The sequence below is a fragment of the Pseudomonas sp. NPDC087598 genome, from assembly GCF_044743525.1.
Taxonomy (GTDB): Bacteria; Pseudomonadota; Gammaproteobacteria; order Pseudomonadales; family Pseudomonadaceae; genus Aquipseudomonas.
Genome location: NZ_JBIUWQ010000077.1, coordinates 1 through 25,653 on the forward strand (window position 1 = coordinate 1; position 25,653 = coordinate 25,653).

Annotated in this window: 21 protein-coding genes and 1 pseudogene; 9 read left to right on the top strand and 13 right to left on the bottom strand. The window is 59.1% G+C overall.

From position 1 onward, the window contains the following. Both nuoM and nuoN read left to right on the top strand, forming a co-directional pair. A partial coding sequence (gene nuoM / locus ACIOWE_RS27290) for an NADH-quinone oxidoreductase subunit M (RefSeq protein ID WP_401397912.1) occupies nucleotides 1–1,120 on the top strand: 1,120 nt, incomplete at its 5' end. Between the two features lie 7 nt (nucleotides 1,121–1,127). Beyond that, the gene (nuoN, locus tag ACIOWE_RS27295) at nucleotides 1,128–2,591 is read left to right on the top strand and encodes an NADH-quinone oxidoreductase subunit NuoN (protein ID WP_401397914.1); all 1,464 of its coding nucleotides are present in this window, start codon (nucleotides 1,128–1,130) and stop codon (nucleotides 2,589–2,591) included. A gap of 196 nt (nucleotides 2,592–2,787) precedes the next feature. On the opposite strand, the gene ACIOWE_RS27300 is transcribed toward nuoN, so the two are convergent. After that, entirely contained in the window at nucleotides 2,788–3,252 is a 465-nt protein-coding gene (locus ACIOWE_RS27300; RefSeq protein WP_401397916.1) for a GNAT family N-acetyltransferase, read from the bottom strand. 324 nt (nucleotides 3,253–3,576) lie between these two features. On the opposite strand from ACIOWE_RS27300, the pseudogene ACIOWE_RS27305 reads away from it, so the two are divergent. Continuing rightward, nucleotides 3,577–3,684: pseudogene (locus ACIOWE_RS27305) on the top strand (transcriptional regulator); the annotation flags it as partial. Between the two features lie 209 nt (nucleotides 3,685–3,893). Beyond that, nucleotides 3,894–5,219, top strand: a complete 1,326-nt coding sequence (locus ACIOWE_RS27310; protein ID WP_401397918.1) for an OprD family porin — start codon at nucleotides 3,894–3,896, stop codon at nucleotides 5,217–5,219. Nucleotides 5,220–5,836: 617 nt separating this feature from the next. On the opposite strand, the gene ACIOWE_RS27315 is transcribed toward ACIOWE_RS27310, so the two are convergent. The 6 genes from ACIOWE_RS27315 to ACIOWE_RS27340 form a co-directional block, all read right to left on the bottom strand. Continuing rightward, a complete protein-coding gene (locus ACIOWE_RS27315) occupies nucleotides 5,837–6,217 on the bottom strand; it encodes a DUF6124 family protein (RefSeq protein ID WP_401397920.1) in 381 nt (126 codons plus the stop codon). 425 nt (nucleotides 6,218–6,642) lie between these two features. Then, nucleotides 6,643–6,975, bottom strand: coding sequence for a DUF2790 domain-containing protein (locus tag ACIOWE_RS27320; protein WP_401397922.1), 333 nt, complete (start codon nucleotides 6,973–6,975; stop codon nucleotides 6,643–6,645). Nucleotides 6,976–7,042: 67 nt separating this feature from the next. After that, nucleotides 7,043–7,246 (bottom strand): co-regulatory protein PtrA N-terminal domain-containing protein, encoded by a 204-nt coding sequence (locus ACIOWE_RS27325; RefSeq protein WP_401397924.1) that lies wholly within the window; start codon nucleotides 7,244–7,246, stop codon nucleotides 7,043–7,045. Nucleotides 7,247–7,507: 261 nt separating this feature from the next. Then, entirely contained in the window at nucleotides 7,508–10,654 is a 3,147-nt protein-coding gene (locus ACIOWE_RS27330) for a CusA/CzcA family heavy metal efflux RND transporter (RefSeq protein ID WP_401397926.1), read from the bottom strand. Nucleotides 10,655–10,694: 40 nt separating this feature from the next. After that, nucleotides 10,695–11,897, bottom strand: a complete 1,203-nt coding sequence (locus tag ACIOWE_RS27335; RefSeq protein WP_401397928.1) for an efflux RND transporter periplasmic adaptor subunit — start codon at nucleotides 11,895–11,897, stop codon at nucleotides 10,695–10,697. Between the two features lie 49 nt (nucleotides 11,898–11,946). Beyond that, the gene (locus tag ACIOWE_RS27340; RefSeq protein WP_401397930.1) at nucleotides 11,947–13,194 is read right to left on the bottom strand and encodes a TolC family protein; all 1,248 of its coding nucleotides are present in this window, start codon (nucleotides 13,192–13,194) and stop codon (nucleotides 11,947–11,949) included. 455 nt (nucleotides 13,195–13,649) lie between these two features. On the opposite strand from ACIOWE_RS27340, the gene ACIOWE_RS27345 reads away from it, so the two are divergent. The 4 genes from ACIOWE_RS27345 to ACIOWE_RS27360 all read left to right on the top strand — a co-directional run bounded on the left by ACIOWE_RS27345 (nucleotide 13,650) and on the right by ACIOWE_RS27360 (nucleotide 16,964). Then, nucleotides 13,650–14,324 (top strand): heavy metal response regulator transcription factor, encoded by a 675-nt coding sequence (locus tag ACIOWE_RS27345; RefSeq protein ID WP_201237658.1) that lies wholly within the window; start codon nucleotides 13,650–13,652, stop codon nucleotides 14,322–14,324. Continuing rightward, nucleotides 14,321–15,754, top strand: a complete 1,434-nt coding sequence (locus ACIOWE_RS27350; RefSeq protein WP_401397932.1) for a heavy metal sensor histidine kinase — start codon at nucleotides 14,321–14,323, stop codon at nucleotides 15,752–15,754. The genes ACIOWE_RS27345 and ACIOWE_RS27350 overlap by 4 nt, the downstream gene beginning before the upstream one ends. Before the next feature lie 497 nt (nucleotides 15,755–16,251). Beyond that, nucleotides 16,252–16,590 (top strand): type II toxin-antitoxin system Phd/YefM family antitoxin, encoded by a 339-nt coding sequence (locus tag ACIOWE_RS27355; protein ID WP_401397934.1) that lies wholly within the window; start codon nucleotides 16,252–16,254, stop codon nucleotides 16,588–16,590. Then, nucleotides 16,587–16,964 carry a type II toxin-antitoxin system VapC family toxin gene (locus ACIOWE_RS27360; protein ID WP_401397936.1) on the top strand — a complete coding sequence of 126 codons (378 nt, stop codon included), beginning with the start codon at nucleotides 16,587–16,589 and terminating at the stop codon, nucleotides 16,962–16,964. Before ACIOWE_RS27355 ends, ACIOWE_RS27360 begins: the two co-directional genes overlap by 4 nt. A gap of 240 nt (nucleotides 16,965–17,204) precedes the next feature. On the opposite strand, the gene ACIOWE_RS27365 is transcribed toward ACIOWE_RS27360, so the two are convergent. Genes ACIOWE_RS27365 through ACIOWE_RS27390 form a run of 6 tightly spaced genes read right to left on the bottom strand, consistent with a single transcriptional unit; the run spans nucleotide 17,205 to nucleotide 23,157 of the window. Continuing rightward, nucleotides 17,205–18,947: an ABC transporter substrate-binding protein gene (locus tag ACIOWE_RS27365; RefSeq protein WP_201237656.1), complete on the bottom strand. Its 1,743-nt coding sequence runs from the start codon at nucleotides 18,945–18,947 to the stop codon at nucleotides 17,205–17,207. 47 nt (nucleotides 18,948–18,994) lie between these two features. Then, the gene (locus tag ACIOWE_RS27370) at nucleotides 18,995–19,267 is read right to left on the bottom strand and encodes a DUF2160 domain-containing protein (protein ID WP_103305295.1); all 273 of its coding nucleotides are present in this window, start codon (nucleotides 19,265–19,267) and stop codon (nucleotides 18,995–18,997) included. A 10-nt stretch (nucleotides 19,268–19,277) separates the two neighbouring features. Further along, nucleotides 19,278–20,078, bottom strand: coding sequence for a carbohydrate ABC transporter permease (locus ACIOWE_RS27375; RefSeq protein ID WP_401397937.1), 801 nt, complete (start codon nucleotides 20,076–20,078; stop codon nucleotides 19,278–19,280). Nucleotides 20,079–20,087: 9 nt separating this feature from the next. Next, nucleotides 20,088–20,954, bottom strand: a complete 867-nt coding sequence (locus ACIOWE_RS27380) for a carbohydrate ABC transporter permease (RefSeq protein WP_101159118.1) — start codon at nucleotides 20,952–20,954, stop codon at nucleotides 20,088–20,090. After that, nucleotides 20,951–22,063 carry an ABC transporter ATP-binding protein gene (locus ACIOWE_RS27385; protein WP_401397939.1) on the bottom strand — a complete coding sequence of 371 codons (1,113 nt, stop codon included), beginning with the start codon at nucleotides 22,061–22,063 and terminating at the stop codon, nucleotides 20,951–20,953. The genes ACIOWE_RS27380 and ACIOWE_RS27385 overlap by 4 nt, the downstream gene beginning before the upstream one ends. Further along, entirely contained in the window at nucleotides 22,063–23,157 is a 1,095-nt protein-coding gene (locus ACIOWE_RS27390) for an ABC transporter ATP-binding protein (protein WP_201237652.1), read from the bottom strand. Before ACIOWE_RS27390 ends, ACIOWE_RS27385 begins: the two co-directional genes overlap by 1 nt. A gap of 382 nt (nucleotides 23,158–23,539) precedes the next feature. Here ACIOWE_RS27390 and ACIOWE_RS27395 point away from each other — a divergent pair, with 382 nt between their 5' ends. Further along, the gene (locus ACIOWE_RS27395; protein ID WP_401397940.1) at nucleotides 23,540–25,378 is read left to right on the top strand and encodes a sigma-54-dependent Fis family transcriptional regulator; all 1,839 of its coding nucleotides are present in this window, start codon (nucleotides 23,540–23,542) and stop codon (nucleotides 25,376–25,378) included. Nucleotides 25,379–25,653: the final 275 nt, after the last annotated feature.

Below are 25,653 nucleotides of genomic sequence, written 5' to 3' on the forward strand. Positions count from 1 at the left end.
GCCGTCCGCCGCCCCCCCCCCCCCGCCCCGCGCGCCCCCCCCCCCCCCCCCCCCGCTCTGGGGTCACAGTTCTTCGGACGGCAAGAAAACCCGGATCTACGCAGCCACCAAGTTCTTCATCTTCACGCAGGCTTCCGGCCTGATCATGTTGGTGGCGATCCTCGGTCTGGTACTGGTCAACTTCAACAACACCGGCGTGATTACCTTCAACTACGCCGACCTGTTGAAAACCAAGATGTCGATGACCACCGAGTACATTCTGATGCTCGGCTTCTTCATCGCCTTCGCGGTCAAGCTGCCAGTCGTACCGTTTCACTCGTGGTTGCCTGATGCGCACGCCCAGGCGCCGACTGCAGGTTCCGTCGACCTCGCCGGTATCCTGCTGAAAACCGCTGCCTACGGTCTGCTGCGTTTCGCTCTGCCGCTGTTCCCGAACGCCTCGGCCGAGTTCGCGCCGATCGCCATGACCCGCGGTCTGATCGGGCTCTTCTACGGTGCGTTCCTCGCATTCGCGCAAACCGACATCAAGCGTCTGATCGCCTTCTCTTCCGTTTCCCACATGGGCTTCGTGTTGATCGGCATCTACTCCGGCAGCCAACTGGCCCTGCAAGGTGCAGTGATCCAGATGCTCGCGCACGGCGTGTCGGCGGCGGCACTGTTTATCCTCAGCGGTCAGTTGTACGAGCGTCTGCATACTCGTGACATGCGTGAGATGGGCGGTCTGTGGTCGCGTATCGCTTACCTGCCGGCGATCAGCCTGTTCTTCGCAGCCGCTTCGTTGGGTCTGCCGGGTACCGGTAACTTTGTCGGCGAGTTCCTGATTCTGATCGGCACTTTCGCCAGCGCTCCATGGATCACTGCGATTGCCACGTCCGGTCTGGTGTTCGGTTCGGTGTACTCGCTGATCATGATCCACCGTGCCTACTTCGGTCCGTCGAAATCGGATTCGATCCTGCACGGTATGGACGCTCGCGAACTGATCATGGTGCTGGGCCTTGCGGTACTGCTGGTTTACCTCGGCGTTTACCCGCAACCGTTCCTCGACACTTCTGCCGCCACGATGCATGGCGTACAGCAGTGGCTCGGCACCGCCTTCACTCAACTCGCTTCGGCCCGGTAAGAGCGCTATGGAATTAACGATTCAACACGTTAGTGCGCTTGCGCCACTGTTGATCACCAGCCTCACCCTTATCGTGGTGATGCTGGCAATCGCCTGGCGCCGCAACCACTCGCAGACCTTCCTGATTTCGGTGGCGGGTCTGAACCTGGCCTTGCTGTCGATCCTCCCAGCCCTGAAAGTCGCGCCTCTGGCCGTGACTCCATTGCTGCAGATCGACACTTTTGCCTGCCTGTACATGGCACTGATCCTGGTCGCCACCCTCGCTTGCGTCACCCTCGCCCACGCCTACCTGGGCGATGGCGGTTCGGGCTACCCGGGCAACCGTGAAGAACTCTACCTGCTGATCCTGATGGCCGCCGCCGGTGGTCTGGTTCTGGTCAGCGCGCAGCACCTGGCCGGTTTGTTCATCGGTCTGGAACTGCTCTCGGTACCGGTTTACGGTCTGGTGGCTTACGCCTTCTTCAACAAGCGTTCGCTGGAAGCCGGCATCAAATACATGGTGCTGTCGGCCGCCGGTTCCGCGTTCCTGTTGTTCGGTATGGCGCTGCTGTACGCAGATGCCGGTTCGCTGAGCTTCACCGGTATTGGTCAGGCCCTGGCGGCCACCGGTCTGCCAAGCCCGCTGGCCCAACTGGGCCTGGGCATGATGCTGATCGGTCTGGCGTTCAAACTGTCGCTGGTACCGTTCCACCTGTGGACGCCGGACGTCTACGAAGGTGCTCCGGCACCGGTGGCTGCGTTTCTCGCAACCGCTTCGAAGGTTGCGGTGTTTGCGGTGATGGTGCGTCTGTTCCAGATCTCCCCTGCTGCCAGCAGTGGCGTACTGAGCGACGTGCTGACCGTCATCGCTATCGCTTCGATCCTGTTCGGTAACCTGCTGGCCCTGACCCAGAGCAACCTCAAGCGTCTGCTCGGTTACTCGTCCATCGCGCACTTCGGCTACCTGCTGATCGCCTTGGTGGCGAGCAAGGGTCTGGCCGTGGAAGCCATCGGCGTGTACCTGGTTACTTATGTGATCACCAGCCTCGGCGCGTTCGGCGTGATCACCCTGATGTCCTCGCCGTACAACGGCCGTGACGCCGACGCACTGTACGAGTATCGCGGCCTGTTCTGGCGCCGTCCGTACCTGACCGCCGTACTGACCGTGATGATGCTGTCCCTCGCCGGTATCCCGCTGACTGCTGGCTTCATCGGCAAGTTCTACATCATCGCTACCGGTGTCGAGTCGCATCAATGGTGGCTGGTCGGTTCGCTGGTTCTGGGCAGCGCCATCGGCGTCTTCTACTACCTGCGCGTGATGGTCACCCTGTACCTGATCGAACCAAACCTGCGTCGCCACGACGCCCAGCTGCACTGGGAACAGAAAGCAGGCGGCGTGATGCTGCTGGCGATCGCCCTGGTCGCGTTCTTCCTGGGTGTGTACCCGCAGCCATTGCTGACACTGGTTCAGCAGGCGGGTCTGGCGGGCTGATTGCTCCGGTAGAACTGGCAACAAATGAAAACGGCACCTTCGGGTGCCGTTTTTGTTTTACGAATTCCATGTAGCAACAAATAACCTGTGGCGAGGGAGCTTGCTCCCGCTGGGACGCGAAGCGGCCCCGCTGTTCAGCTAGAAGCGGGGCCTGCTATGCAGTCCAGCGGGAGCAAGCTCCCTCGCCACAGTGGCATCACAGCTTCTTCACCATCGGCACACACGCCAGTTGCAACCCCGAAGGCGACTGATAAATCGCACTCCCCTCCCCCACATAACCGCAGCGCCGATAGAAATCGGCCGCATTCAACGTTGCGTCCAGACACACCTCGACCAGCCCCAGTTCCCGCGCCAGATTCTCAAGAAAATACAGAACGCGCTTACCCAGCCCCCGCTGCATGAAATCAGGAAGAATAAAGATCGCGCCGATTTCACGATGCTGCAGATCAAGCATCCCGGTCGCTACCGCCTCACCGTCCACGCACCCCAGATAGAAATGCTTTGCCATGAGGGTGTCGTAACCGTCCTCGGCCGAACCTCTCGTCCAATCGAGCATTTGCTGCTCGCTGTAGACACCGATGCACTGATGCCGAATCGCCTCTCGGCGAATGTCGAAAGCTATCCGCGCATCGTCCAGTGTGGCTCTTCTGATCTCGAACATTTCTCTCTCCATGAGCCATGTGCGGACAGGCATGAAAAAGCCCCGTCCATTGCTGGCGGGGCTTCGGGTAACACGTCAAATGGCAAACACGTATGACCTTATGGCCCGCCGGAAGCGGTCATAGAGGAGCACATCATGGTCATTCGGTGTTGGGCAGTCATGGTCGGATAGTGCTGTGGATTGTTCCGACACGTCAATGGCGACGTCTCTTGTTGCTCTACCGAAAGCTCTTGCAAGAAGGTCAGGTTCGTCCTACAGCCAGAATTGAAGCACTTCTCTATCCTCAATAATTGCTGAAAAGATCAATCAAGGCACGGAGGAACAATGAAACGAGACATTTTTTCCGAACTACTGGACGGCTTGAAATCCTTGGCAGATGAGCGCGAAGGCAAAGTCAAACTACGGACCACCAAGCTTCATCTGGTAAAGGTTTCCGATAAAGGCAAGGAAACAAACAATCCCACACACCGATTGAGTTCAAACCAAACGCACATGACGAAATTGTAATTCCCCCATCACCTTGGCGTTATCCGCAGCTTGCAACGATGTGACCCGGCGACCAATGCCGGCGGGCCTTCTCCGCCGAACAATAAAACCACGCCGAAGCACGTTCCCGTTCTGCCGAACCCAAGGAGTGTTTGATGGTTAACAATACAAAAATGTCGATGGCCGCTTTAGCGGTGGTGGTCGGCTCCGGGCCGTCCATGGTGCTTGCAGAAGACAAGCCTGAAGGCTTTGTCGAAGGCAGCAGCCTGACGGTGCTCAACCGCAACTTCTACTTCAATCGCGATCACCGCAACGGCCAGTCCAGCCCCACCGGCAACGGTTATTCCGAAGCCTGGGCACATGCGGTGATCAGCAAGTTCGAATCCGGTTTCACCCAAGGCACCGTCGGGGTCGGTGTTGATGCTTTTGCGATGATCGGTTTGAAACTCGACACCGGTGACGGGCGCAATGGCGGGCGCAGCTCGTTCGATGTGTTGCCGGTGAACAGTGACGGCGAGGCGCGAGACGAATACACCAAGGTCGGCGGTGCCGCGAAAATCCGGGCGTTCGATACGGTGGTCAAGGTCGGTGATGTGTTCCCGTCCAATCCAGTGGTCGCGGCGGGTGACTCGCGCTTGCTGCCGGAAAGCTTTCGTGGTGTGACCGCGATCAACACCAGCATCGAAGGCCTGTCGGTGCAGGGCGGTCGATTGCACGCGATGAGCCAGCCAGTGTCCAGCGACATGCGCGAGAACTTCGCCACCTTCTACGCCGGGCCGGTCAATTCGCCTTGGATCGCTTATGGTGGCGGCGATTATGCGCTGAACAAGAATCTCAGTTTCAGCCTGTACTCCAGTCGGCTCAAGGATGCCTGGAACCAGTACTACGCTGGTACCGCATGGACGTATCCACTGTCGGACGACCTGTCGCTGTTCGGTGGCCTGAACTATTACAAGGCTGTCGATGAAGGCAAACAACTGCTCGGCGAGTTCGACAACAACATCTGGAGCGGCCGTGCCGGCGTGAGGTTCGGCGCCCACTCCGTCGCCCTCTCCCACCAGCGCAACAACGGCAATGACGACTTCGATTACCTGCGTCAGTCCGACTCGATCTTCCTCGACAACTCCATCCAGTACAGCGACTTCAACTCGCCGAAAGAACGTTCGTGGATGGTGCGTTATGACCTCGACATGACGACTTACGGCGTGCCCGGCCTGTCATTCATGACCCGTTACGCGCGCGGCACCGACGCCGATTACTCCAACGCCAACGCCGTGTACATGCGTCGCGATGCCGAAGGGAATCCGCTGACCGATCAGAAGCGTTGGGAACGCGATATCGAAGTCAAATATGTGGTGCAGAGCGGTTCGATGAAAGACCTCTCGCTGCGCTTGCGCCAGGCCACCACTCGCGCGACCGCGTTCGAATCCGACCTGGATGAGGTGCGGGTGATTGTCGAATACCCGCTGGCGATTCTCTGACTGCCAGGTTGATCCAAATTCACCTTTAGAAGCTCCTTGCTCCTTTGGTAAGAGGTGAATCTTTTGGCGTCCTTCGGGGCGCCTTTTTTATGCGTTTGCTTTGGCATGCTTTTCCAGGGCTGGAAGCAGCCCTCACGCTAAAGACCGGGCACATCTTTTACGTTTGAGACCGGGGACATGGTTTACAGGTATCAATCACCGTCAGTACGCCTAGCATGACGACTTGCAGGATCCCCAGCAGCGTCATGCGATCCCTGCTTTCCGGCAGCACTACGTTTACTTTCAGCTCCACCGATTTCGACGAATTTTCAGTTGGTGTAAGCAAACGTTGTTTCGGGCAGGGTTGGCTTCAATAGCCTGTTCGAATGCGCTAAATGCAACGTCATCGAGAAGATATAGCTGTGTTCCCGGATTCGTCCGTTGACACATGACGGCTGCGAGATCAATCACATGCCGTTTCTTTTGATCCGTACTTTGATAGCTTGAAAAGGTATTGGTAATCACATCGAGTTCAGTTGGACTGGGCATTGACCTGCCTCCGTAGTAGTCGAACATTGATCTGCGGGAGCCACGATGTGGCGAGAGATAACCAATCTCGCCACATCGTGGCTCAGTGCCTACACCGCAGGTTCGACGTTATCCAGCGCCCTGTTCACCGCCAGTTCGCCGAGCATCACAACCTGGGCGATACCCAGAATCGTCTTGCGATGGGTGCCTTCCAGCAGCGCGGCGAAGTCGCCGAGCATGACGGAGGCCGAGGCCAGGGACTCGCAGGCGTTGGCCAGCAGGGATTCGGTGTCGGCTTTGGGATTGGCCAGGAACATCTGGTTCGGGGTGTAGGGCGCGGACATGATGGCGGCCGACGGTTTGAGGTAAAAATCCAGGGCGCGGTCGGCGGCTTTGTGGAGTTTTCGAATGTCGGCGGAGACGTAGGGGGATGTTGTATTGGCGTCCGCTGGAACGGTTGTTTCAGGCGGATTGGGTGTTGGCTTTTTCATGGTGTAACTCCGGTGTGGCGGATGGAGCTGGCCCATTCGGTTCCAATCGAAGGGGTGACAGCTGTACGCAGGTTGGAACCCGGGCCACCAGAAACCCGACAGACTCGAAGTCTCCTGCGCACAGCTGCCATAACGGAGTGCACACCATCAAGGTGCGCAAGCATACGTCATGAAAGCCGATTTTGCGCTTTCGGGGGTTCCGGGGTTCCAATCCCGATCGCTGATTTGGCAGCGACGTTCACACACTAGAGAGCCGACGTCCGACGGACAACCTGAAAACATTGTGGGAAGGTTCTGCAATTGACCTACACAATTAAACATCCCGAATTTAAATACACATCGTGATATCGAATTCCCCCGTGTGGGAGCTGCCGAAGGCTCGGGCCGCGTTGTGATCGTGGAGGGTTCACGAAGCGTGTGAGTCATCAACTTCCGCTGTTTCGGCAAACCCCCGCCACGCTGTATTTGAGAGTATTGAGCTGCCCCTGCGAATCTTCGTAGGTCATGGCGGTGGGGACGACTGAGCAGGCCGGCTGAGGCTTCACCACGCTGACGATTTTCACCACATCCAGCTTCATCCCGTATTCGTAATCCCTCACCACCGGCGGCGCTTTGCCCTGGTTGGCGGCGTATTGCGCCATGGCTTTGGCGTTGGCGCTGAATGCGCGCTCGAACGTGCGGTCACCACCGCCCTCGGCCAGCACATTCATGGACATCGCCATGACGCCGGCGAGGGTCAATAGCTTGATCAACTTCATATTCAATTCCTCCAAAAAAAAGCCCGGCATCGATGCGCGATGACAGGCTTGTTCGAGCACGGGGTGGTTACAGGTCCCGGGTCTTGTCGTCTGTCTTTTCATTGACGACGACCGGATTGCCAGCAGCCTTTTCCTTGGCGACAAACAGCTCTACGGAGCGGTCCTTGGCGGCCATCATTTTTTCGAAAGTGCGGTCACCGCCACCTTCGGCCATGGCCAGGGAAGACAGCGCGAGGGCTGCGGTGAAGGCACTGATCTGAGCGAATTTCATGTTTGATTCCTCGTTTAAGTAGCTGACGGGATCAAGGTAACAAGCCGAACCTTTCGTGACGGTGGCGTGGAAATTACATATCCGTTATGTGGAAAATTTCGGCAACCACACAGAAAGTTCTCAGGCCTGAGAAATACCTGTGGCGAGGGAGCTTGCTCCCGCTGGGGCGCGCAGCGGCCCTCGCTCTTCATTTGAAAAAGCGGGGCCTGCTGCGCAGTCCAGCGGGAGCAAGCTCCCTCGCCACAGGGGTTGTGTTCACAGTCAGGTAGGGACGGAGTCCTCATCCCGGCGGTGGGCGAGTTGGTAGAGGGCAGGCAAGATCAGCAACGTCAGGATGGTCGAAGACAGGATCCCGCCAATCACCACCGTCGCCAGTGGCCGCTGCACTTCCGCCCCCGTGCCGGTCGCCAGCGCCATCGGGATAAACCCCAGCGATGCCACCAACGCCGTCATCAACACCGGCCGCAAACGCGTCAGCGCACCCTCGTTGATCGCATCCGACAGCGACCGCCCCTCCTCCCTCAAGTTGCGAATAAACGCAATCATCACCAAGCCGTTAAGCACCGCCACACCCGACAACGCGATGAACCCCACGCCCGCCGAAATCGACAACGGAATATCGCGCAACCACAGCGCCATGACCCCGCCGGTCAAGGCAAACGGAATCCCGGTAAACACCAGCAAACCATCCTTGAGATTGTTGAACATCATGAACAACAAGCCGAACACCAGCAGCAACGCCACCGGCACCACGATCTGCAAGCGTTTGGCGGCCGATTGCAGTTGCTCGAACTGCCCGCCCCAACTGGTCCAGTAACCCGCCGGTACTTGCACGTCACGCTCGATGACTTCGCCCGCCTCGCTGACAAACGAACCAATGTCGCGGCCACGCACGTTGGCGCTGACGATCACTAGGCGCTTGCCGTTTTCCCGACTGACCTGGTTCGGCCCGAGCACCAGGTCGAGGCTGGCGACTTCTTGCAGGGCGATGAAGCCGATCTGGTTGGCCGTACCGCTCACCGCAGGCACTGGAATCAGCAGCGCCGACAAGCCATCGATGTCCTTGCGCATGGCATCGGACAAGCGCACCACCATGTCGAAACGCCGATCGCCCTCATACAACGTCCCGGCCTTGCGACCACCCACCGCCACGGCAATGGTGTCCTGCACGTCACCGACGTTGAGCCCGTAACGCGCAGCCTTGTCGCGATCAATGTTGATGGTCAGCACCGGCAATCCGGTGGTCTGTTCGACCTTGACCTCGGACGCACCGTTGACCTTTTGCATCGCCGTCGCGATCTTCGCGGCGGTGGCATTGAGCACGTCCATGTCATCGCCGAACACCTTCACCGCGACGTCACTGCGCACGCCGGAGATCAGTTCGTTGAAGCGCAACTGGATCGGCTGCGACAGTTCATAGTTGCTGCCCGGCAGCGCCGCGGCGGCGGCTTGCAGTTCGGCCATCAGGGTTTCGCGGGACTTGCCCGGATCCGGCCACTGCTCTTTTGGCTTGAGCATCACATAGCTGTCGGAGATGTTCGGCGGCATTGGGTCGGAGGCAATTTCCGCAGTGCCCGTTCGGGCGAACACGCGCTCGACTTCCGGCACCTTGGCGAGAATCAACGTTTCCAGACGCTGCTGCATGTCCACCGACTGCGTCAGGCTGGTGCCCGGCACGCGCAACGCTTGCAGGGCAAAATCGCCCTCGCTGAGACTCGGCACAAACTCGCTGCCCATGCGGCTGGTGAGCACGCCGCTGAGCACGATCACGCCCAACGCTGCGCCCACGGCGACAGCGCGATGCGACATGACCCAGGCCAGTGCCGGCGCATACACCTTGCGTGCGCCGCGCATCACCGCGCCCTCTTCTTCCTTGACCTTGCCAGTGACGAACAGCGCAATCGCTGCCGGCACGAAGGTCACCGACAACAGCATCGCACCGAGCAGCGCGATGACCACGGTGAACGCCATCGGGTGGAACATTTTCCCTTCGACACCGCTGAGCGCGAAGATCGGCAGGTACACGACCATGATGATCAACTGGCCGAAAATCAGCGGTCGCCGCGCCTCTTTCGCCGCCGCAAAGACTTCCTTGAAACGTTCGGCACGGGTCAGCAAACGCCCGTGGTGTTGCTGCGCGTGGGCCAAGCGGCGCAGGGTGTTTTCGACGATCACCACCGCGCCGTCGACGATGATGCCGAAGTCGAGCGCGCCGAGACTCATCAGGTTGGCGCTGACCTTGTTGCTGAACATGCCGGTGAAGGTGAAGAGCATCGACAGTGGAATCACCATCGCGGTAATCAGCGCCGCGCGGATGTTGCCAAGGAACAGGAACAGAATCGCGATCACCAGAATCGCGCCTTCGATGAGGTTTTTCTTCACCGTGGCGATGGCTTTGTCGACCAGATGCGTGCGGTCGTAAACCGGCACGGCGACCACCCCGACAGGCAAGGATTTGTTGATCTGTTCGAGTTTGCTGGCGACCGCTTGCGAGACCGTTCGGCTGTTTTCACCGATCAGCATGAACACCGTGCCGAGCACCACTTCACGGCCGTTTTCGGTGGCCGCGCCACTGCGCAGTTCACGGCCGATGTCGACGCTGGCGACATTCTTCACGCGGATCGGCGTGCCGTCGACATTGGCCATGACGATGTTGGCGATGTCTTCAGTGCTCGCCACTTGCCCCGGCGCACGGATCAGCAATTGTTCGCCGCTGCGCTCGATGTAACCGGCGCCGACGTTGGCGTTGTTGCGCTCCAGTGCGGTGACCAGATCGGTGAGCGTCAGCTTGTACGCGGCCAAGCGTTTCGGGTCCGGCGCGATCTGATATTCCTTGGCGAAACCACCGATGGTGTTGATCTCGGCGACGCCCGGCACGTTGCGCAACTGCGGCTTGATGATCCAGTCCTGAATCACCCGCAGATCGGTCGGCGAGTAAGGCGTGCCGTCGTCCTTCAGCGCGCCCTCCCTGGCCTCGACTGTCCACAGAAAGATCTCGCCGAGGCCGGTGGAGATTGGCCCCATGACCGCTTCCGCGCCTTCGGGCAATTGCTCCTTGGCGATCTGCAAACGTTCGTTGACCAATTGACGAGCGAAGAACAGGTCGGTGCCGTCCTTGAAGATCACCGTGACCTGCGACAACCCCGAGCGCGACAGCGAACGGGTCTGCTCCAGCGCCGGCAAACCGGCCATGGCGGTTTCAATCGGGAAGGTGATGCGCTGCTCGGTTTCCAGCGGCGAGAACCCGGCGGCGCCGGTGTTGATTTGCACCTGGACGTTGGTGATGTCGGGCACGGCGTCGATCGGCAGTTTTTGATAACTGGCGATGCCGAGGCCGGCCATGAGCAGAACGGCAAGCAGCACGATGATGCGCTGCTCGATGGCAAACTGGATCAGGCGTTCGAACATGAGGGCCTTCCGGGATCAGTGAGAGTCTTCAGCGTGCTTATCAATGACTGTGCTCGGCCGAGGCTTTGCCCAGTTCCGATTTGAGGACAAAGCTGCCGGCACTGGCGACTTGCGCGCCGGCGTCCAGGCCTTGGGTGATTTCCACAAAACCATCGGCGCGGCTGCCCAACTCCACGGCTCGCGTCTCGAAGCCGTCGTCGGTACGCACGAACACCGTGGGTTTGTCCTCGACCGTCTGGATCGCGGTTTCCGGCACGGCGACTTTCGCCTGGCGGCTGTCGGTAGCCACCAGTGCGGTGACGAACAGGCCCGGACGCCACGAACCTTGCGGGTTTTCCAGCGTCACGCGAACCGTTGCGGTGCGGGTCTGCTCGCCGAGCAGACTGCCGACGTAAGCCACGCTGCCGACCACTTCGGCATTCAGCTCCGCAGCGCTGACCGTGACGGTTTTGCCCACCTGTACCTTGTTCAGATCCTTCGGAGAAACGCCGAACGTCACCCACACCCGCGACAAATCCGAGAGGGTGAACGCGGCCGTGGACTCATCGACCACTTCGCCGGGCGTCAGGTGTTTTTCCACCACGACGCCGTCAAACGGTGCACGCAATTCGTAGCGATTGCCGCCGGTGGCTACCACGCTGCCACTGAGCACGCTGATTTTCTGCCGGGCATTGCTCACGGCAATTTCGGCTTCCTGCAAGGCCTGGCGCGCCTGGAGGAAATCCTGCTCGGCGGAAATCTTGTCCTGCCAGAGTTTTTTCTCCCGCTCATAGGTGGTGCGCGCCAACGCCAGACGCCGTTGCGCGGCGGCTTGCTCGCTGCGCTGATCGGAGATCTGCTGACTGGCGATCACCGCCAGCAACTGACCCTTTTTCACCGGCTGGCCAAGGTTGACCGCCACCGACTCGACCACGCCCGGCACACGCGGCACCACATGGGCGGTGCGATCTTCATCGAAGCGCACTTCGCCGGGGAACGGCAAACCGCGGCTGATGGTCTGCGCCCGCGCTTCGGCCAGTTGAATGCCGGCGGCGGTGATCTGCTCGGCGCTCAATTCGATGTGGCCTTCTTCGCCATGTTCGCCCTCGGCAGCGGCGCCCTCCTCGGCATGATCCGCGTGATCGGCATGTTCTGCAGCCTCATCGGCGTGCGCGTCGATAGCGCCATTGCCCGCCCACATCGAGCCGATGCCGATGCCCAACGCCAGCGTCGCCGCAGCGACCACAATCAGTTTTTTATCCATGGAAACTCCTCTGCGCCAAACCTGCGCGCAGTGATCTGAAAAGTGAAATTCAAGGGCGGACGCTGAGGTCGCCGAAGATCCGTTCAATGCGTACGCGGGCGTCAGTTGCCTCGCTGACGGCCTGGATGTATTGGCTGCGCGCTGCGATCAGGGTGCGCTGAGCATCGAGCACATCGAGGAAGCCGAACTTGCCCATTTCGAAGCCACGGGTGGCGCTTTCAACTGCGCTCTGCGCAGCGGGCAGGATGGTCTGATTGAATGCTTTGACTTCGCCGTTGGCGGTCTGCCATTGCTCAAGGCTGGTCTGGATTTCCGTGCGCAAGCGCAGCTCGGTGGCGTTGCGCAGATCCCGCGCCTGATCGGTTCGGCGTGCTGCCGCAAGGATGTTGCCTTGATTGCGGTTGAACAGCGGAATCGGCATCGACAGCCCGACCACGTTGACCCGCTCGCGCTCGGTTTCGCTGTACTGGCTACCGATGCTCACGGTCAGGTCGGGGATGCGTTGGGACTTTTCCAGCCCCAGAGAAGCCTCGCGCTGATCGATCTGCAGCTTGGCCAGACGCAGCTCGGCGGTCTCCTTCAGGCGTTCAAGCAAACGGTTCGGTGGCGGCACATTGGCGAGGTTTGGCGTGGCGGTTTGCACCGCGGTCGAGGTCGGTAGCGGCGCGCCCATGACCTGCGCCAATTGCTGATACGCGTTGGCCTGATCGCGCTCGGCGCGGCTCAATTCCAGGCGTACTTCGGAGAGTTGCACTTGCGCCCGCGTGCCTTCGACCGGTGATGACTTACCGGCCTCGATCCGCCCTTGCGCGACGCGCAAACCGTGCTCGGCCAGTTGCAGTGACTGGCGCGACAACTGCAAGCGTTGCTGCGCGGTCTGGGCACTGTTGAACGCCTGAATCACATCGGCGCGCAAGGTGTTGCGTTTGCGCTCCAGCTCGATGCCCGCGGCATCCTGCGCACGGCTGGCGACGTCGATGCGCGCACCGCGTTTGCCGCCCATCTCGATCGGCTGGCTGAGCATCACCGTGGTGGTGCGCGAGTTGCGGCGGGTGTCTTCAGCCTCCCACGAGACCTCAGGGTTGGGGATCAGCCCGGCCTGTTGGCGATCACCTTCGGCGATGCCGATTTCCCACTGTGCGGCGGCCAGTTCCGGGTTGCCGGCGAACGCCGTTTGCAGCGCCTGATCGAGGGTCAGAGTCGATGCGCTCGCGAGGCTGGTAAGGGTCAGCAACAGAATGCCACTGGCTGTTTTTTGCAGGCGTGATCGCGCCGTCAGTTGTCTTGAACCGGGCAATGGAAGACTTCCTTCATTGAGGATTTTTCGATGCCGCCACGGTAGGGTTTTGAACTTATCGACAAGGTGACTGGAACATTACAAATCCGTTATCCACGGTTTCGCCAAGTTGTTTTGCTCTAGGATGCGAAGTGCAAAAAGCCAACTTGCAATACATGGAAACAAAAGAGTCAAAGTTATCCGCCGAACAGCACTTGCTCGAGCAGGGACATCATGTGCCACCGCCGCCGAGCTGCGACAGCCTGTCGCAGATAGCCACTTTAGAGCCTCACCGCGCACGTCTCAGGTTGACTCTGTAGCCACTTCAGCCTTTACCGTGCACGCCTGCAAACGGAGAAATATCCGTCGGAAAAATCGTTAGTCGTTAATAGCGCCTGCCCGGAAGACCTTACAAAAACAACAACTTTGCCGGTCACCCTAATTACCTGTCCATTCAATGAAAGTGGTGATTGATCATGCGAATCCTTGTGATCGAGGACGAGCTTAAAGCTGCCGAATACTTGCATCAGGGTTTGACCGAAAGTGGTTATATCGTTGACCACGCGGCCACCGGTGCCGATGGTTTGCATCTGGCGCAACAACAGGTTTATGACCTGATCATTCTCGACGTCAATCTGCCCGAACTCGACGGCTGGGGTGTGCTGGAGCAACTGCGTCGCACGCATTCGACGCGGGTGATGATGCTCACCGCACGCGGGCGTCTGGCCGACAAGATTCGCGGCCTCGATCTGGGGGCCGACGACTATCTGGTCAAGCCGTTCGAGTTTCCCGAATTGTTGGCGCGGGTGCGCACGCTGATGCGCCGCAGCGAGAACATCCCGGTGCCGCAAGTGCTGAAAGTCGCCGATCTGGAACTCGACCCCGGCCGCCACCGTGCGTTTCGTGGCGAACAGCGCATCGACCTGACCACCAAGGAATTCGCCTTGCTGCATCTGTTGATGCGCCAGTCCGGCGAGGTGCTGACCCGCACGCAGATCATTTCGCTGGTGTGGGACATGAATTTCGACTGCGACACTAACGTCGTGGAGGTCTCGATTCGGCGTCTGCGGGCGAAAATCGATGACCCGTTCGAACACAAGTTGATCCACACCCTGCGCGGTGTCGGTTATGTCCTGGAGGCGCGGGAATGAAGCCGGCCAGCCTGTCGATGCGCCTGGGGTTGACGGTGAGTATCCTCGGCGCGCTGCTAGTGGTGTTCCTGGCGATCCTCGCTTATTTCGCCCTGACCCATGAGCTCAACGCGCTGTCCAGAGACAGCCTGGAAAAGAAGATGGAACAGGTCGAGCACAGCCTGTCGCTGTACGTCGACGCCAATGAAATCAGCGGCAAACCGCACATTCTGCTTGATCAGGTGATGGGCCACGACAACCTCACGCTGACGATTTACGACCGCGTCAATCAGCGCTCGCCGCTGCTCAAGTCCGGCAGCGGATTGAGCGACCCGCGAGTTGAATTGAAAGCCGTGCGGGCAACCACCGATCAATTGGCTTATTCGGAAAGTACCGACGCCGAGGGGGCAAAATTCCTCACCGTGTCGAAGCTGATTCGCCTCAAGGATGGCAGCAGCGTGCCGGTGCTGTTATCGATCGATAACGCCCATGACCAGGCCCTGTTGAGTGCGTATCTACGTTCGACGCTGATTGCCTTGCCGTTATTGCTGGTGTTCATCGGCCTGACCGCGTGGGGCGCCGTGCAGCGCGGGTTGGCGCCGATGCGCGAATTTCGCAAAGTGGCGGCGATGGTCTCCACGCAAGATCTGGATCATCGCCTGTCGGTGGTGAACATGCCGCAGGAACTGAGCGAACTGGCGCAGGGCATCAACTTCATGCTGCACCGGCTCGATGCGGGGGTGCAGCAGTTGTCGCAATTCTCCGATGATCTGGCACATGAGTTGCGCACACCGATCAATAACCTGATGGGCAAGGCGCAGGTGACGCTGTCACGCGAACGCTCGGTGGATGAGTACAAGGACGTGCTGGTGTCATGCACCGAAGAACTGGAGCGCGTGGCGCGGATTGTGTCGGACATGTTGTTTCTGGCGCAGGTCAGTCATCCGTCGTCGCTGGCGCCGTTTGAATCCGTGGCGCTGGAAGTTGAAGCGGCGAAAGTCGCCGAGATGTTTTCGTTGTCGGCGCAAGACAAGCAGATTCATTTGAATGTGCTTGGCAGCGCTTCAGTGATGGGCGATCGATTGATGATTCAACGAGCGATTTCGAATTTGCTGTCCAACGCCTTGCGGCATTGTCCGAACGGGAAAACTGTGACGTTGCTGATTGAACAAAGCGCGACGCAGACCTCACTGCTGGTCAGCAATCCCGGCGCGGGAATCGAGGCACAGCATCTGCCGCATCTGTTTGACCGTTTCTATCGGGTCGACAGCAGCCGTTCGCGTTCACAGGGCAGCACCGGATTGGGGTTGGCGATCGTCCGCTCGATCATGAGCCTGCATCAGGGCGTAGCGGAGGTTAAGAGCCTGCCCGGTGCGATGACCGTGTTCCGCCTCGGCTTCCCTGCGGCGACACCCACGGCCCCTTCGCTGGCAAGCCAGCTCCCACAGTGATCTCGACTGTTCCCAGGTTTGGTCAGCACCGCTGAAACCTGTAGGAGTGAGCCTGCTCGCGATGGCGGTGGGTCAGTCAATATCTTTGTTGTCTGACACACCGCTATCGCGAGCAGGCTCACTCCTACAGTTATTTGCAGTGCATGCGGAATGTGAGGGCACCACAGAAACTTGTGGGAGCTGGCTTGCCAGCGATGGCGGTGGGTCATTCGATATCTTTGTCGCCTGACACACCGCTTTCGCGAGCAGGCTCACTCCTACAATGATTTGCGGTGCATGCGGAATATGTGACCACCACAGAAACCTGTGGGAGCTGGCTTGCCAGCGATGGCGGAGGGTCAGTCGATATTTTTGTACGATTTTTTACCGATTTGCTCCCACCCCACACAAACACCGAAAGCTCTCGCCGCAACCTCCGTTTTGTCCTACAGCCAGTTTTGAGTAGATAGCTTTATGGTGGAGGCCTTGGCAGATGGAATATCGACGAGAGGCAAAAAATGAACAGGGATATCGTTTGCGAATGGGCTGAAGAAGTCTATGGATTGGCAGCGCTGAAATATTCTGGCTATATTTATCCAGAATACAGGGGTGAGCTGATGATCATCGTTCCGCTGGCTGAAGCCAAAAACAATTTATCCAAACTCGTCGATGATGCCGCTGCTGGCCAAGTCATCACGATTGCCAAGCATGGCCGGCCGATGGCTCGCCTCGTTCCCGTAGGAAAACCCAGCGCTCAACGTATTGGCGCAATGAAAGGCAAACTGGTGTTGCCCGACGATTTCGACTCACCATTGCCCGATGACATGCTTGATGCATTCGAGGGCATTCAAGCATGAGGCTTCTGCTCGACACGCACATTTTGCTCTGGACGCTCAGTGATGATGCCAGACTGTCCGGCAAAGCCAGAAAACTGATTGAGAACGCCGCCGAAATCTACATCAGCGCCGCCACCTTCTGGGAAATGGCGATCAAGGTCGGGCTCGGCAAGCTTAAAGTTGATCTGGAAGAAGTCCGCCAATATTGTCTCGACAGTGGCTTTATCGAACTCCCAGTGACTGCAGAGCACGCCATCGCCGTGAAGGATCTTGAACACCATCATCGCGATCCGTTTGACCGCATTATCGTGGCCACAGCAATGACCGAACCGATGAAACTGCTTACCGCTGATCCTTTAGTTGCTCAGTACACGGATTTGGCTGTCCTGGTCTAACCCAATGCTCCAGAGCTCTGTGAGCTTGGCTTGCTCTCGATGGCGGTGGGTCAGTCGATATCAATGTTGAATGTCAGAAAGCAATCGCTGGCAAGCCAGCTCCCACAGTGATCTCGGGTGTTCCCAGGTTTGGTCAGCACCGCTGAAACCTGTAGGAGTGAGCCTGCTCGCGATGGCGGTAAATCGGCCAGCAAAAAAAACGGCACCTTTCGGTGCCGTTCGCCTTTCACATTGCCACGATCACTTGCGCGCATCCGCCCAGGATTTCAGCAGTTCGTTGTAGCTCACGGTCTCGCCCTGCGGCTTCTCGTTCGCCAGTTTCGGTTTCGGTGCGCCCGGCTGATCAAACCAATACTGCGCATCCCGCTCCGGGTTCATTTTCGGCGCACACACCGCCTGCGCCTTGGAGCGTTCGAGGCGCGTCATGATCGCGTCCTGATCCTTGGCCAGGCCATCCAGCGCCTGCTGCGGAGTCTTCTCGCCGCTGGCCGCTTCGGCGATGTGGCTCCACCACAATTGCGCCAGACGCGGATAGTCCGGCACGTTGGTCCCGGTCGGGGTCCATTGCACACGCGCCGGGCTGCGGTAGAACTCAACCAGACCACCGAGCTTCGGCGCCAGATCGGTCATCGCCTGCGAGTTGATGTCCGACTCGCGGATCGGCGTCAGACCGACGATGGTTTTCTTCAGCGACACGGTTTTCGACGTCACAAACTGCGCGTACAGCCACGCTGCCAGTTTCTGTTTCTCAGGCGTGGATTTCATGAACGTCCACGAACCCACGTCCTGATAGCCGAGCTTCATGCCCTCTTCCCAGTAAGGTCCACGCGGCGACGGCGCCATCCGCCATTTCGGCGTGCCGTCGGCATTGACCACCGGCAGGCCGGGTTTGGTCATGTCGGCGGTGAACGCGGTGTACCAGAAAATCTGCTGGGCGATGTTGCCTTGCGACGGCACCGGCCCCGACTCGGAGAAGGTCATGCCCGCCGCTTCCGGTGGCGCGTAGGCCTTGAGCCAATCGACATATTTCTGCGTGGCGAATACGGCCGCCGGGCCGTTGGTATCGCCACCACGGGTCACGCTGGAACCGACTGGATGGCAATCCTCGACACGAATCCCCCACTCGTCCACCGGCAAACCGTTGGGCAGGCCCTTGTCGCCGCCCCCGGCCATGGAGAACCAGGCATCGGTGAAACGCCAGCCCAGCGACGGATCTTTCTTGCCGTAGTCCATGTGCCCGTAAACGCGTTTGCCGTCGATTTCCTTGACGTCTTCGCTGAAGAATTTGGCGATGTCTTCATAGGCCGACCAGTTCACCGGCACACCCAATTCGTAGCCGTATTTTTCCTTGAACTTGGCTTTCAGGTCGGCACGCTCGAACCAGTCGGCGCGGAACCAATACAGGTTGGCGAATTGCTGGTCGGGCAGTTGATAGATCTTGCCGTCCGGCGCCGTGGTGAACGAGATGCCGATGAAGTCCTTGATGTCGAGGGTCGGCGAAGTGAAGTTCTTGCCTTCGTTGGCCATCAGGTCGGTGATCGACTCGGTCTTGCCGTAGCGAAAGTGCGTCCCGATCAGGTCCGAGTCGTTGACCCAGCCGTCATAAATATTTTTGTCGGACTGCATCACCGTCTGCATTTTCTCGACCACGTCGCCTTCTTGCAGCAGGTCGTGGGTGAGCTTGATCCCGGTGATTTCGGTGAAGGCCTTGGCGAGTACCTTGGACTCGTATTCGTGAGTGGTCAGGGTCTCGGAAACGACCTTGATTTCCATGCCGCGAAACGGTTCGGCAGCCTTGATGAACCACTTCAGTTCTTCGAGTTGCTGCTCGGCCGTCAGGGTCGACGGTTTGAATTCACTGCCGATCCACTTTTTCGCCGCGTCTTCGTACGCATCGGCCCAGGCGGCTGCGCTCAAACCGCTGAGTGCGAGCATGGCTGCCAATGAAATGCTATGTCGCAGCTTATTGTTTTTGTCGAACATAGAGACCTCCTGTTTAAGTTGTGGAGCCAAACTGTCGAGCGATTCGACTAGCCCCAACGCATCACAGCCAACAGCCACACCAGGGACAACGCGGACGCCACCCAGATGCTCCAGTCGGTGGCGCCGATGACCAGCAGATGCAGGTAGGCGCTGCCGAGAAGACCGATAAACAAGCGATCGCCACGGGTGGTGGCAATCGGCAGAAAACCTCGCCGCAGGATGCTCGGCGAGCGCAATTCCCATGTGGTCATGCCCACCAGCAGCAGACCAATGGCGATGAAGAACCCCGCAGTCGGGGTGGTCCAGCTCATCCATTCCATCATCAGTTCCTCAGACCCGGCCGAGGGCAAAGCCCTTGGCCACGTGGTTGCGCACAAACCAGATCACCAGCATGCCGGGCAGGATGGTCAACACCCCCGCCGCCGCCAGCACGCCCCAGTCGATCCCCGACGCCGACACCGTGCGCGTCATCACCGCCGCAATCGGCTTGGCATTCACCGAGGTCAACGTGCGCGCGAGCAGCAGTTCGACCCAGGAAAACATGAAGCAGAAAAACGCCGTGACACCGATCCCGGAACCGATCAGCGGGAGGAAAATCTTCACGAAGAACTTGGGGAAACTGTAGCCGTCGATGTAGGCGGTTTCGTCGATCTCTTTCGGCACACCGGACATGAAGCCCTCAAGAATCCACACCGCCAACGGCACGTTGAACAAGCAGTGAGCCAAGGCGACGGCGATGTGCGTGTCGAACAGACCAATCGATGAATACAACTGGAAGAACGGCAACAGAAACACCGCCGGTGGCGCCATGCGGTTGGTCAGCAACCAGAAAAACAGGTGCTTGTCGCCGAGAAAACGATAGCGCGAAAACGCATACGCCGCCGGCAACGCCACGCTCAGCGAGATGACGGTGTTCAGGCTGACGTAATACAACGAGTTGAGATAACCGTTGTACCAGCTCGGATCGGTGAAGATCACCTTGTAGTTGTGCCAGGTGAAGTCCTGCGGAAACAGGGTCAAGCCGCCGAGGATTTCCGTATTGCTCTTGAACGACATGTTCAGCAGCCAGTAGATCGGCACCAGCAGGAACAGGATGTAGACCAGCAACGGAATAAGCTTTCTTTTGCTCATGGCCGGGCCTCAGCGGTTGGCGTCGGAGTGCGTCATGGCGGTATAGAACAGCCAGGACACCAACAGGATGATCAGGAAGTACACCAGCGAAAACGCCGCTGCCGGACCGAGGTCGAATTGCCCTACCGCCATCTGCGTCAAGGTCTGACTCAAGAAGGTTGTGGCATTGCCCGGCCCGCCGCCGGTGAGCACAAACGGCTCGGTGTAAATCATGAAACTGTCCATGAAGCGCAGCATCACCGCGATCAGTAGCACGCTCTTCAGCTTGGGCAACTGAATGTGCCGAAACACCGCCCAGGCCGAGGCGCGGTCGATGCGCGCTGCCTGGTAATAGACGTCGGGAATCGCGCGCAACCCGGAGAAACACAACAGCGCCACCAGTGAAGTCCAGTGCCAGACGTCCATCACCAGCACCGTCACCCAGGCGTCCATGGTGTTGGCCGCGTAGTTGTAGCTGATGCCCATCGCGTTGAGACTGGAACCGAGCAGGCCGATGTCGGCACGGCCGAAAATCTGCCAGATGGTGCCGACCACGTTCCATGGAATCAGCAACGGAATCGCCAAAATGATCAGCACCACCGAGGACCAGCGGCCCTTGGTCGGCATGGTCAGCGCGACGGCGATGCCTAGTGGGATTTCGATCAGCAGCACACACGCCGAGTAGATGAACTGGCGCAGCAGCGAGTCATGCAGGCGCGGGTCGAGCAGCACCTGCCGGTACCAGTCAGCGCCGACGAAGTAGCGGCTGGACTGGTCGAAAATGTCCTGCACCGAATAATTCACCACGGTCATCATCGGGATCACCGCACTGAACGCCACCAGCAGGAACACCGGCAACACCAGCCACCAGGCCTTGTTGTTCTGCACCTTGTTCATGGCTGCACCTCGCTGCTGTCGGCTTCAAGGAGGAACTCATCGGCATAGACCATCAGCCACTGCGCCGGAAAACTGATGTACGCCGTGCCCTGCGGCACCGGTTTGTCTTCGGCCAGACGCACTTTCAGCGGCGCGCCGTCGAGGTTGAGGGTCATGATCTTGTAGGTGCCGAGGTCTTCGACGTGTACGACCTGTGCCTGCATCGCGTCATCAAACGGCTCGTCCCAGACATGAATGAACTCCGGACGGATGCCGACCTTGAGATTTTTCCATTGGCCGTGTTCGATATGTCGCTGCATCGCGTCGGACAACGGCAGGTGCGTCGAGGCAAAACCGACGCCGCCGGGCTGGGGCTGCACCTCGATCAGGTTCATGCCGGGGCTGCCGATGAAGTAGCCGACAAAGGTGTGGCTCGGCCGCTCGAACAATTCCCGTGGCGTGCCGAACTGGACGATCTGCCCGCCGTACATCACAGCGATCTTGTCGGCGAAGGTCGAGGCTTCCAGTTGATCGTGGGTGACGTAAACCATGGTGATGTTGAACTGCTCGTGGATCTGCTTGAGCTTGCGCCGCAGTTTCCACTTCAGGTGCGGGTCGATCACCGTCAGCGGTTCATCGAAGAGGATTGCCGAAACGTCGTCACGGACCAGACCACGGCCCATCGAGACTTTCTGTTTTTCATCGGCGGTGAGGTTGCGCGCCTTCTTGCTCAGCAGGTTCTGCAGGTCGAGAACCTCGGCGATTTCCTGCACCTTGCTGTGCACTTTCGCCTCGGCCATGCCCTGATTTCTCAGAGGGAACGCCAGGTTGTCGAACACGGTCATGGTGTCGTAAACCACCGGAAACTGGAAAACCTGGGCGATGTTGCGCTTCTCCGGCGTCAGGTCGTTGACCGCTTTGCCGTCGAACAACACGTGCCCTTGCGAAGGGCTGAGCAGGCCGGAAATGATGTTGAGCAAGGTCGACTTGCCGCAACCCGACGGCCCCAGCAAGGCGTACGCCCCGCCCTGCTCCCAGATGTGATCCATCTCGCGAATCGCGTAATCCTCCGCGCCGCCCGGGGTTTTGCTGTAGCTGTGGGCGAGGTGCTGCAAACGGATTTCGGCCATCAGGCAACCCTCGCGACGCGCCGACCCGGTGCTTGCACCAGACGGCCCTGCGCATCGAAAACGAACAGTTTGTGGGTCGGGATGTAAATGCGGATTGGCGCATCAACGTCGTATTCATGAACGCCGGGCAGGTGCAGCACCAGCAGGAAATGCTCGTTGCGTACATGCAGGAAGGTTTCGGAACCGCTGATCTCGGCGACTTCGACGGTCACCGCCAATTCCAGATCGTCATCGTTGCTCGGCACCAACGAGATATGGCTGGGGCGCACGCCGAAACGGAACTCGCCCTCGCCCACCGGGCGCAGATCAACGTTCAACGGGAAGTGCACGAAGTTGGCGAAGCTGACTTCGTTGCCGGCGATGCGCCCGGGCATCAGGTTGATCGGTGGTTCGGAGAACAGCTCCGCCGCCAGCACCGATTGCGGCTGGTGATACACCTCGGTCGACGGGCCGCTCTGGATCACTCGCCCTTCATGAAGAATGGTTGTGGTGCCGCCCAGCGCCAGCGCTTCGTTGGGCTCGGTGGTGGCATAAATCGCGATGGTGTGGCGCAGTTTGAACAGCTCGCGCATTTCCTGGCGAAGTTCTTCGCGCAGTTTGTAGTCGAGGTTGACCAGCGGTTCGTCGAACAGGATCAGCTCGGCATCCTTGACCAGCGCACGGGCCATGGCGGTGCGCTGTTGCTGGCCGCCGGAGAGTTCCAGCGGATAACGCTGCAGAAACTTCTCGATGCGCAGCATCTTCGCGGTTTCCTGCACCTTGCTGTGGATGAGCTCTTTTGAGACACCGGCCTGACGCAGCGGCGAGGCGATGTTCTCGAACACGGTCATGGTCGGGTAATTGATGAACTGCTGATAGACCATCGACACGTTGCGCAAACGCACCGGGCGCTGGGTGACGTCGACGCCGTTCATCAGGATGCGGCCGCTGTCGGGCTTGTCCAGACCTGCCATCAACCGCATGAGACTGGTTTTGCCGGACAGCGTGCGGCCGAGCAAAACGTTAAAGGAACCGGGTTCGAATTTCAGGCACGCATCGTCGATCCAGGTCTGGCCTTCGACGGTACGGCAGACGTGCTCCAGGGTGAGTGACATGGCTCGGCCTTTTTATTATTGGAGTCAAGCGACCTGTGCACTGGAGCGAGTTTCGTGCCAGAAATGGCAAGTGGTTGATTTGTCGTGAAAATCGTTGAAAGCGCCGGGAAACGGCGTTCATTGCTGAACACATTTGAACAGTCGGGCGATTGACAATGAACAATAGTGAACAACACTCTATGGATGCTTTTTACCTGATCTTGAATGCGATGGAGATCCCCTGTGGGAGCGAGCCTGCTCGCGAAGGAGCTGTGTCAGTCGATGCAGTTCTGTCTGATAGACCGCTTTCGCGAGCAGGCTCGCTCCCACAGTTGATCTGTGTGGTTCTCAGGATTTGGGTTCATAACAACAATAAAAATCGCTGCATCAGAGGCCCACTGCCATGGCCGCACCTGCCCCGCCGCTGTCCCACGACGCTCTCGTCCAGAACTCCTGGCAACGTTGCCGTGCGTTCGGTCTGGATCACCAAAGCGCCCCGGCGTTCGATCAACTGCCCGCCGCCGGTATTGCTCACCTGCTCGACAGCCATCACTCGCTGGTGCAGACCACCCACCAGGAAGTCCTGCCGTACTACGAAAACATCCTGAGCAACTCCAACTGTCTGATCATGCTCGCCGACAATCAGGGCCAGGTGCTGACGTCGTGGGGCACGCAACGGTTTATCGAACCGAACCTGGCGCGAGGGTTTCAACCGGGTGCGAGCTGGATCGAACGCGCCAGCGGCACCAATGCGATCGGCACCGCGCTGGCCTGTGAGCAGGCCGTGCACATTGAACACGATGAACACTTTCTCAAGGCCAACCGCTTCATGACCGGCTCCGCCGCGCCGATTTTCGACGCCGAACGCAAGGTCATCGCGGTGCTTGATGTATCCAGCGACAGCTACCTGCCGCCCTCGCACACCCTCGGCATGGTCAAGATGATGAGCCAGACCGTGGAGAACCGGCTGATCCTGAACCTGTTCCATGGCCAACACTTTCAACTGACCTTCAACACCGGGTTGAACAACCTCGACAGTCAGTGGGCGGGATTGCTGATCTTTGATGAGAGCGGACAAGTGCTGTCGGCCAATCGCCGGGCGGACAATCTGCTCGGAGTGCGGTTGTCGCGGGTCAGCGTCGAGAGCCTGTTCAAGGTGTCGTTGCTGGAGTTGATCAATCAGCCAGACGGTCTGCCGTTTGCCTTGCAGACCTCGGGGCGTAACCGTTTTCAGTGTCTGTTGAAGCGGCCGAAACAGGCACCGATACAAGCGCGGGTGTTTGTTGCTGAAACCAAACCCGTCGCGCCAGCGGCGATCAGCCTCAGTACCCTGCACTTCGGCGACAGCCGCGTGGAAAAAGCAGTACGGCAAGCCGAGCGCTTGCTGGAAAAAGACATTCCGCTGTTGATTCATGGTGAAACCGGCGTCGGCAAGGAAGTGTTCGTCAAAGCCCTGCATCAGGCCAGCTCACGGAGCAAACAGGCATTCATCGCCGTCAACTGCGCAGCGATCCCCGCCGAACTGGTGGAATCCGAGCTTTTCGGCTACGAGAAAGGCGCCTTCACTGGCGCCAGCCAGAAAGGCAGCATCGGTCTGATCCGCAAGGCGGACAAAGGCACGCTGTTCCTCGATGAAATCGGTGACATGCCACTGCCGACCCAGGCGCGGTTGTTGCGGGTGTTGCAGGAGCGTTGCGTGCAACCGGTGGGCAGCAGTGAGCTGTTCGCGGTGGATTTGCGGATTATCTCGGCGACCAACCGTTCCTTGCGCGAACAAGTGCAGTTGGGGCGTTTCCGAGAGGATTTGTATTACCGCATTGGCGGGCTGACACTGGAGTTGCCGCCACTTCGGGAGCGCAGTGACAAGGAGGCGTTGTTTAAACGACTGTGGGAACAGCATCGTGAACCGACGCAATGGGCGGGATTGAGCCGCGAAGTGCTGGAGTTGTTTGGCCGTCATCCATGGCCGGGGAATCTGCGCCAGGTCAGCAGCGTGATGCAGGTGGCGCTGGCGATGGCCGAGGAACAACCGGTGCGGCCGGAGCATTTGCCCGATGATTTTTTTGTTGATCTGGAGATGGAGCCGGTGGAGAGCACGCAGCCGCTGGGGTTGGATTTGAATGATGTTGAAGCATTGAACCGGGAGTTGAAGGCGGCAGGGGGGAATATCTCGCATTTGGCCAGACGGCTGGGCGTGAGTCGAAACACGCTTTATAAGCGGTTGCGGCAGATTGAGGGTTGAGTGAATCCCGTTCCCCTCATCGGAACGCCGCCCGCCCAGCACTCTCCCGGAGGTAGAGGGAGCCGACCGAGGTGTCTGGCGCTGGCCATCGACCTGAAACAACCAGTCGATTTTGGATTCAACGCATCACGTTCAAGTCGGCGTATCTCGTGAGCATCCCCCATTCAGTCCCCTCTCCTGGGGGAGTGTATGTACCGGAGACATGGTGGACACATGTTCGGAGACATGGTGGACGGTTTTAGATCTTCTTACCTGCCGTCACGATCTGCAAGTTC

Bases quoted from the DNA above. Each gene is read 5' to 3' on its own strand.
- nuoN (WP_401397914.1), top strand. From the start codon at position 1,128: ATGGAATTAACGATTCAACACGTTAGTGCGCTTGCGCCACTGTTGATC.
- ACIOWE_RS27300 (WP_401397916.1), bottom strand. From the start codon at position 3,252: ATGTTCGAGATCAGAAGAGCCACACTGGACGATGCGCGGATAGCTTTC.
- ACIOWE_RS27310 (WP_401397918.1), top strand. From the start codon at position 3,894: ATGGTTAACAATACAAAAATGTCGATGGCCGCTTTAGCGGTGGTGGTC.
- ACIOWE_RS27315 (WP_401397920.1), bottom strand. From the start codon at position 6,217: ATGAAAAAGCCAACACCCAATCCGCCTGAAACAACCGTTCCAGCGGAC.
- ACIOWE_RS27320 (WP_401397922.1), bottom strand. From the start codon at position 6,975: ATGAAGTTGATCAAGCTATTGACCCTCGCCGGCGTCATGGCGATGTCC.
- ACIOWE_RS27325 (WP_401397924.1), bottom strand. From the start codon at position 7,246: ATGAAATTCGCTCAGATCAGTGCCTTCACCGCAGCCCTCGCGCTGTCT.
- ACIOWE_RS27330 (WP_401397926.1), bottom strand. From the start codon at position 10,654: ATGTTCGAACGCCTGATCCAGTTTGCCATCGAGCAGCGCATCATCGTG.
- ACIOWE_RS27335 (WP_401397928.1), bottom strand. From the start codon at position 11,897: ATGGATAAAAAACTGATTGTGGTCGCTGCGGCGACGCTGGCGTTGGGC.
- ACIOWE_RS27345 (WP_201237658.1), top strand. From the start codon at position 13,650: ATGCGAATCCTTGTGATCGAGGACGAGCTTAAAGCTGCCGAATACTTG.
- ACIOWE_RS27350 (WP_401397932.1), top strand. From the start codon at position 14,321: ATGAAGCCGGCCAGCCTGTCGATGCGCCTGGGGTTGACGGTGAGTATC.
- ACIOWE_RS27355 (WP_401397934.1), top strand. From the start codon at position 16,252: ATGAACAGGGATATCGTTTGCGAATGGGCTGAAGAAGTCTATGGATTG.
- ACIOWE_RS27360 (WP_401397936.1), top strand. From the start codon at position 16,587: ATGAGGCTTCTGCTCGACACGCACATTTTGCTCTGGACGCTCAGTGAT.
- ACIOWE_RS27365 (WP_201237656.1), bottom strand. From the start codon at position 18,947: ATGTTCGACAAAAACAATAAGCTGCGACATAGCATTTCATTGGCAGCC.
- ACIOWE_RS27370 (WP_103305295.1), bottom strand. From the start codon at position 19,267: ATGGAATGGATGAGCTGGACCACCCCGACTGCGGGGTTCTTCATCGCC.
- ACIOWE_RS27375 (WP_401397937.1), bottom strand. From the start codon at position 20,078: ATGAGCAAAAGAAAGCTTATTCCGTTGCTGGTCTACATCCTGTTCCTG.
- ACIOWE_RS27380 (WP_101159118.1), bottom strand. From the start codon at position 20,954: ATGAACAAGGTGCAGAACAACAAGGCCTGGTGGCTGGTGTTGCCGGTG.
- ACIOWE_RS27385 (WP_401397939.1), bottom strand. From the start codon at position 22,063: ATGGCCGAAATCCGTTTGCAGCACCTCGCCCACAGCTACAGCAAAACC.
- ACIOWE_RS27390 (WP_201237652.1), bottom strand. From the start codon at position 23,157: ATGTCACTCACCCTGGAGCACGTCTGCCGTACCGTCGAAGGCCAGACC.
- ACIOWE_RS27395 (WP_401397940.1), top strand. From the start codon at position 23,540: ATGGCCGCACCTGCCCCGCCGCTGTCCCACGACGCTCTCGTCCAGAAC.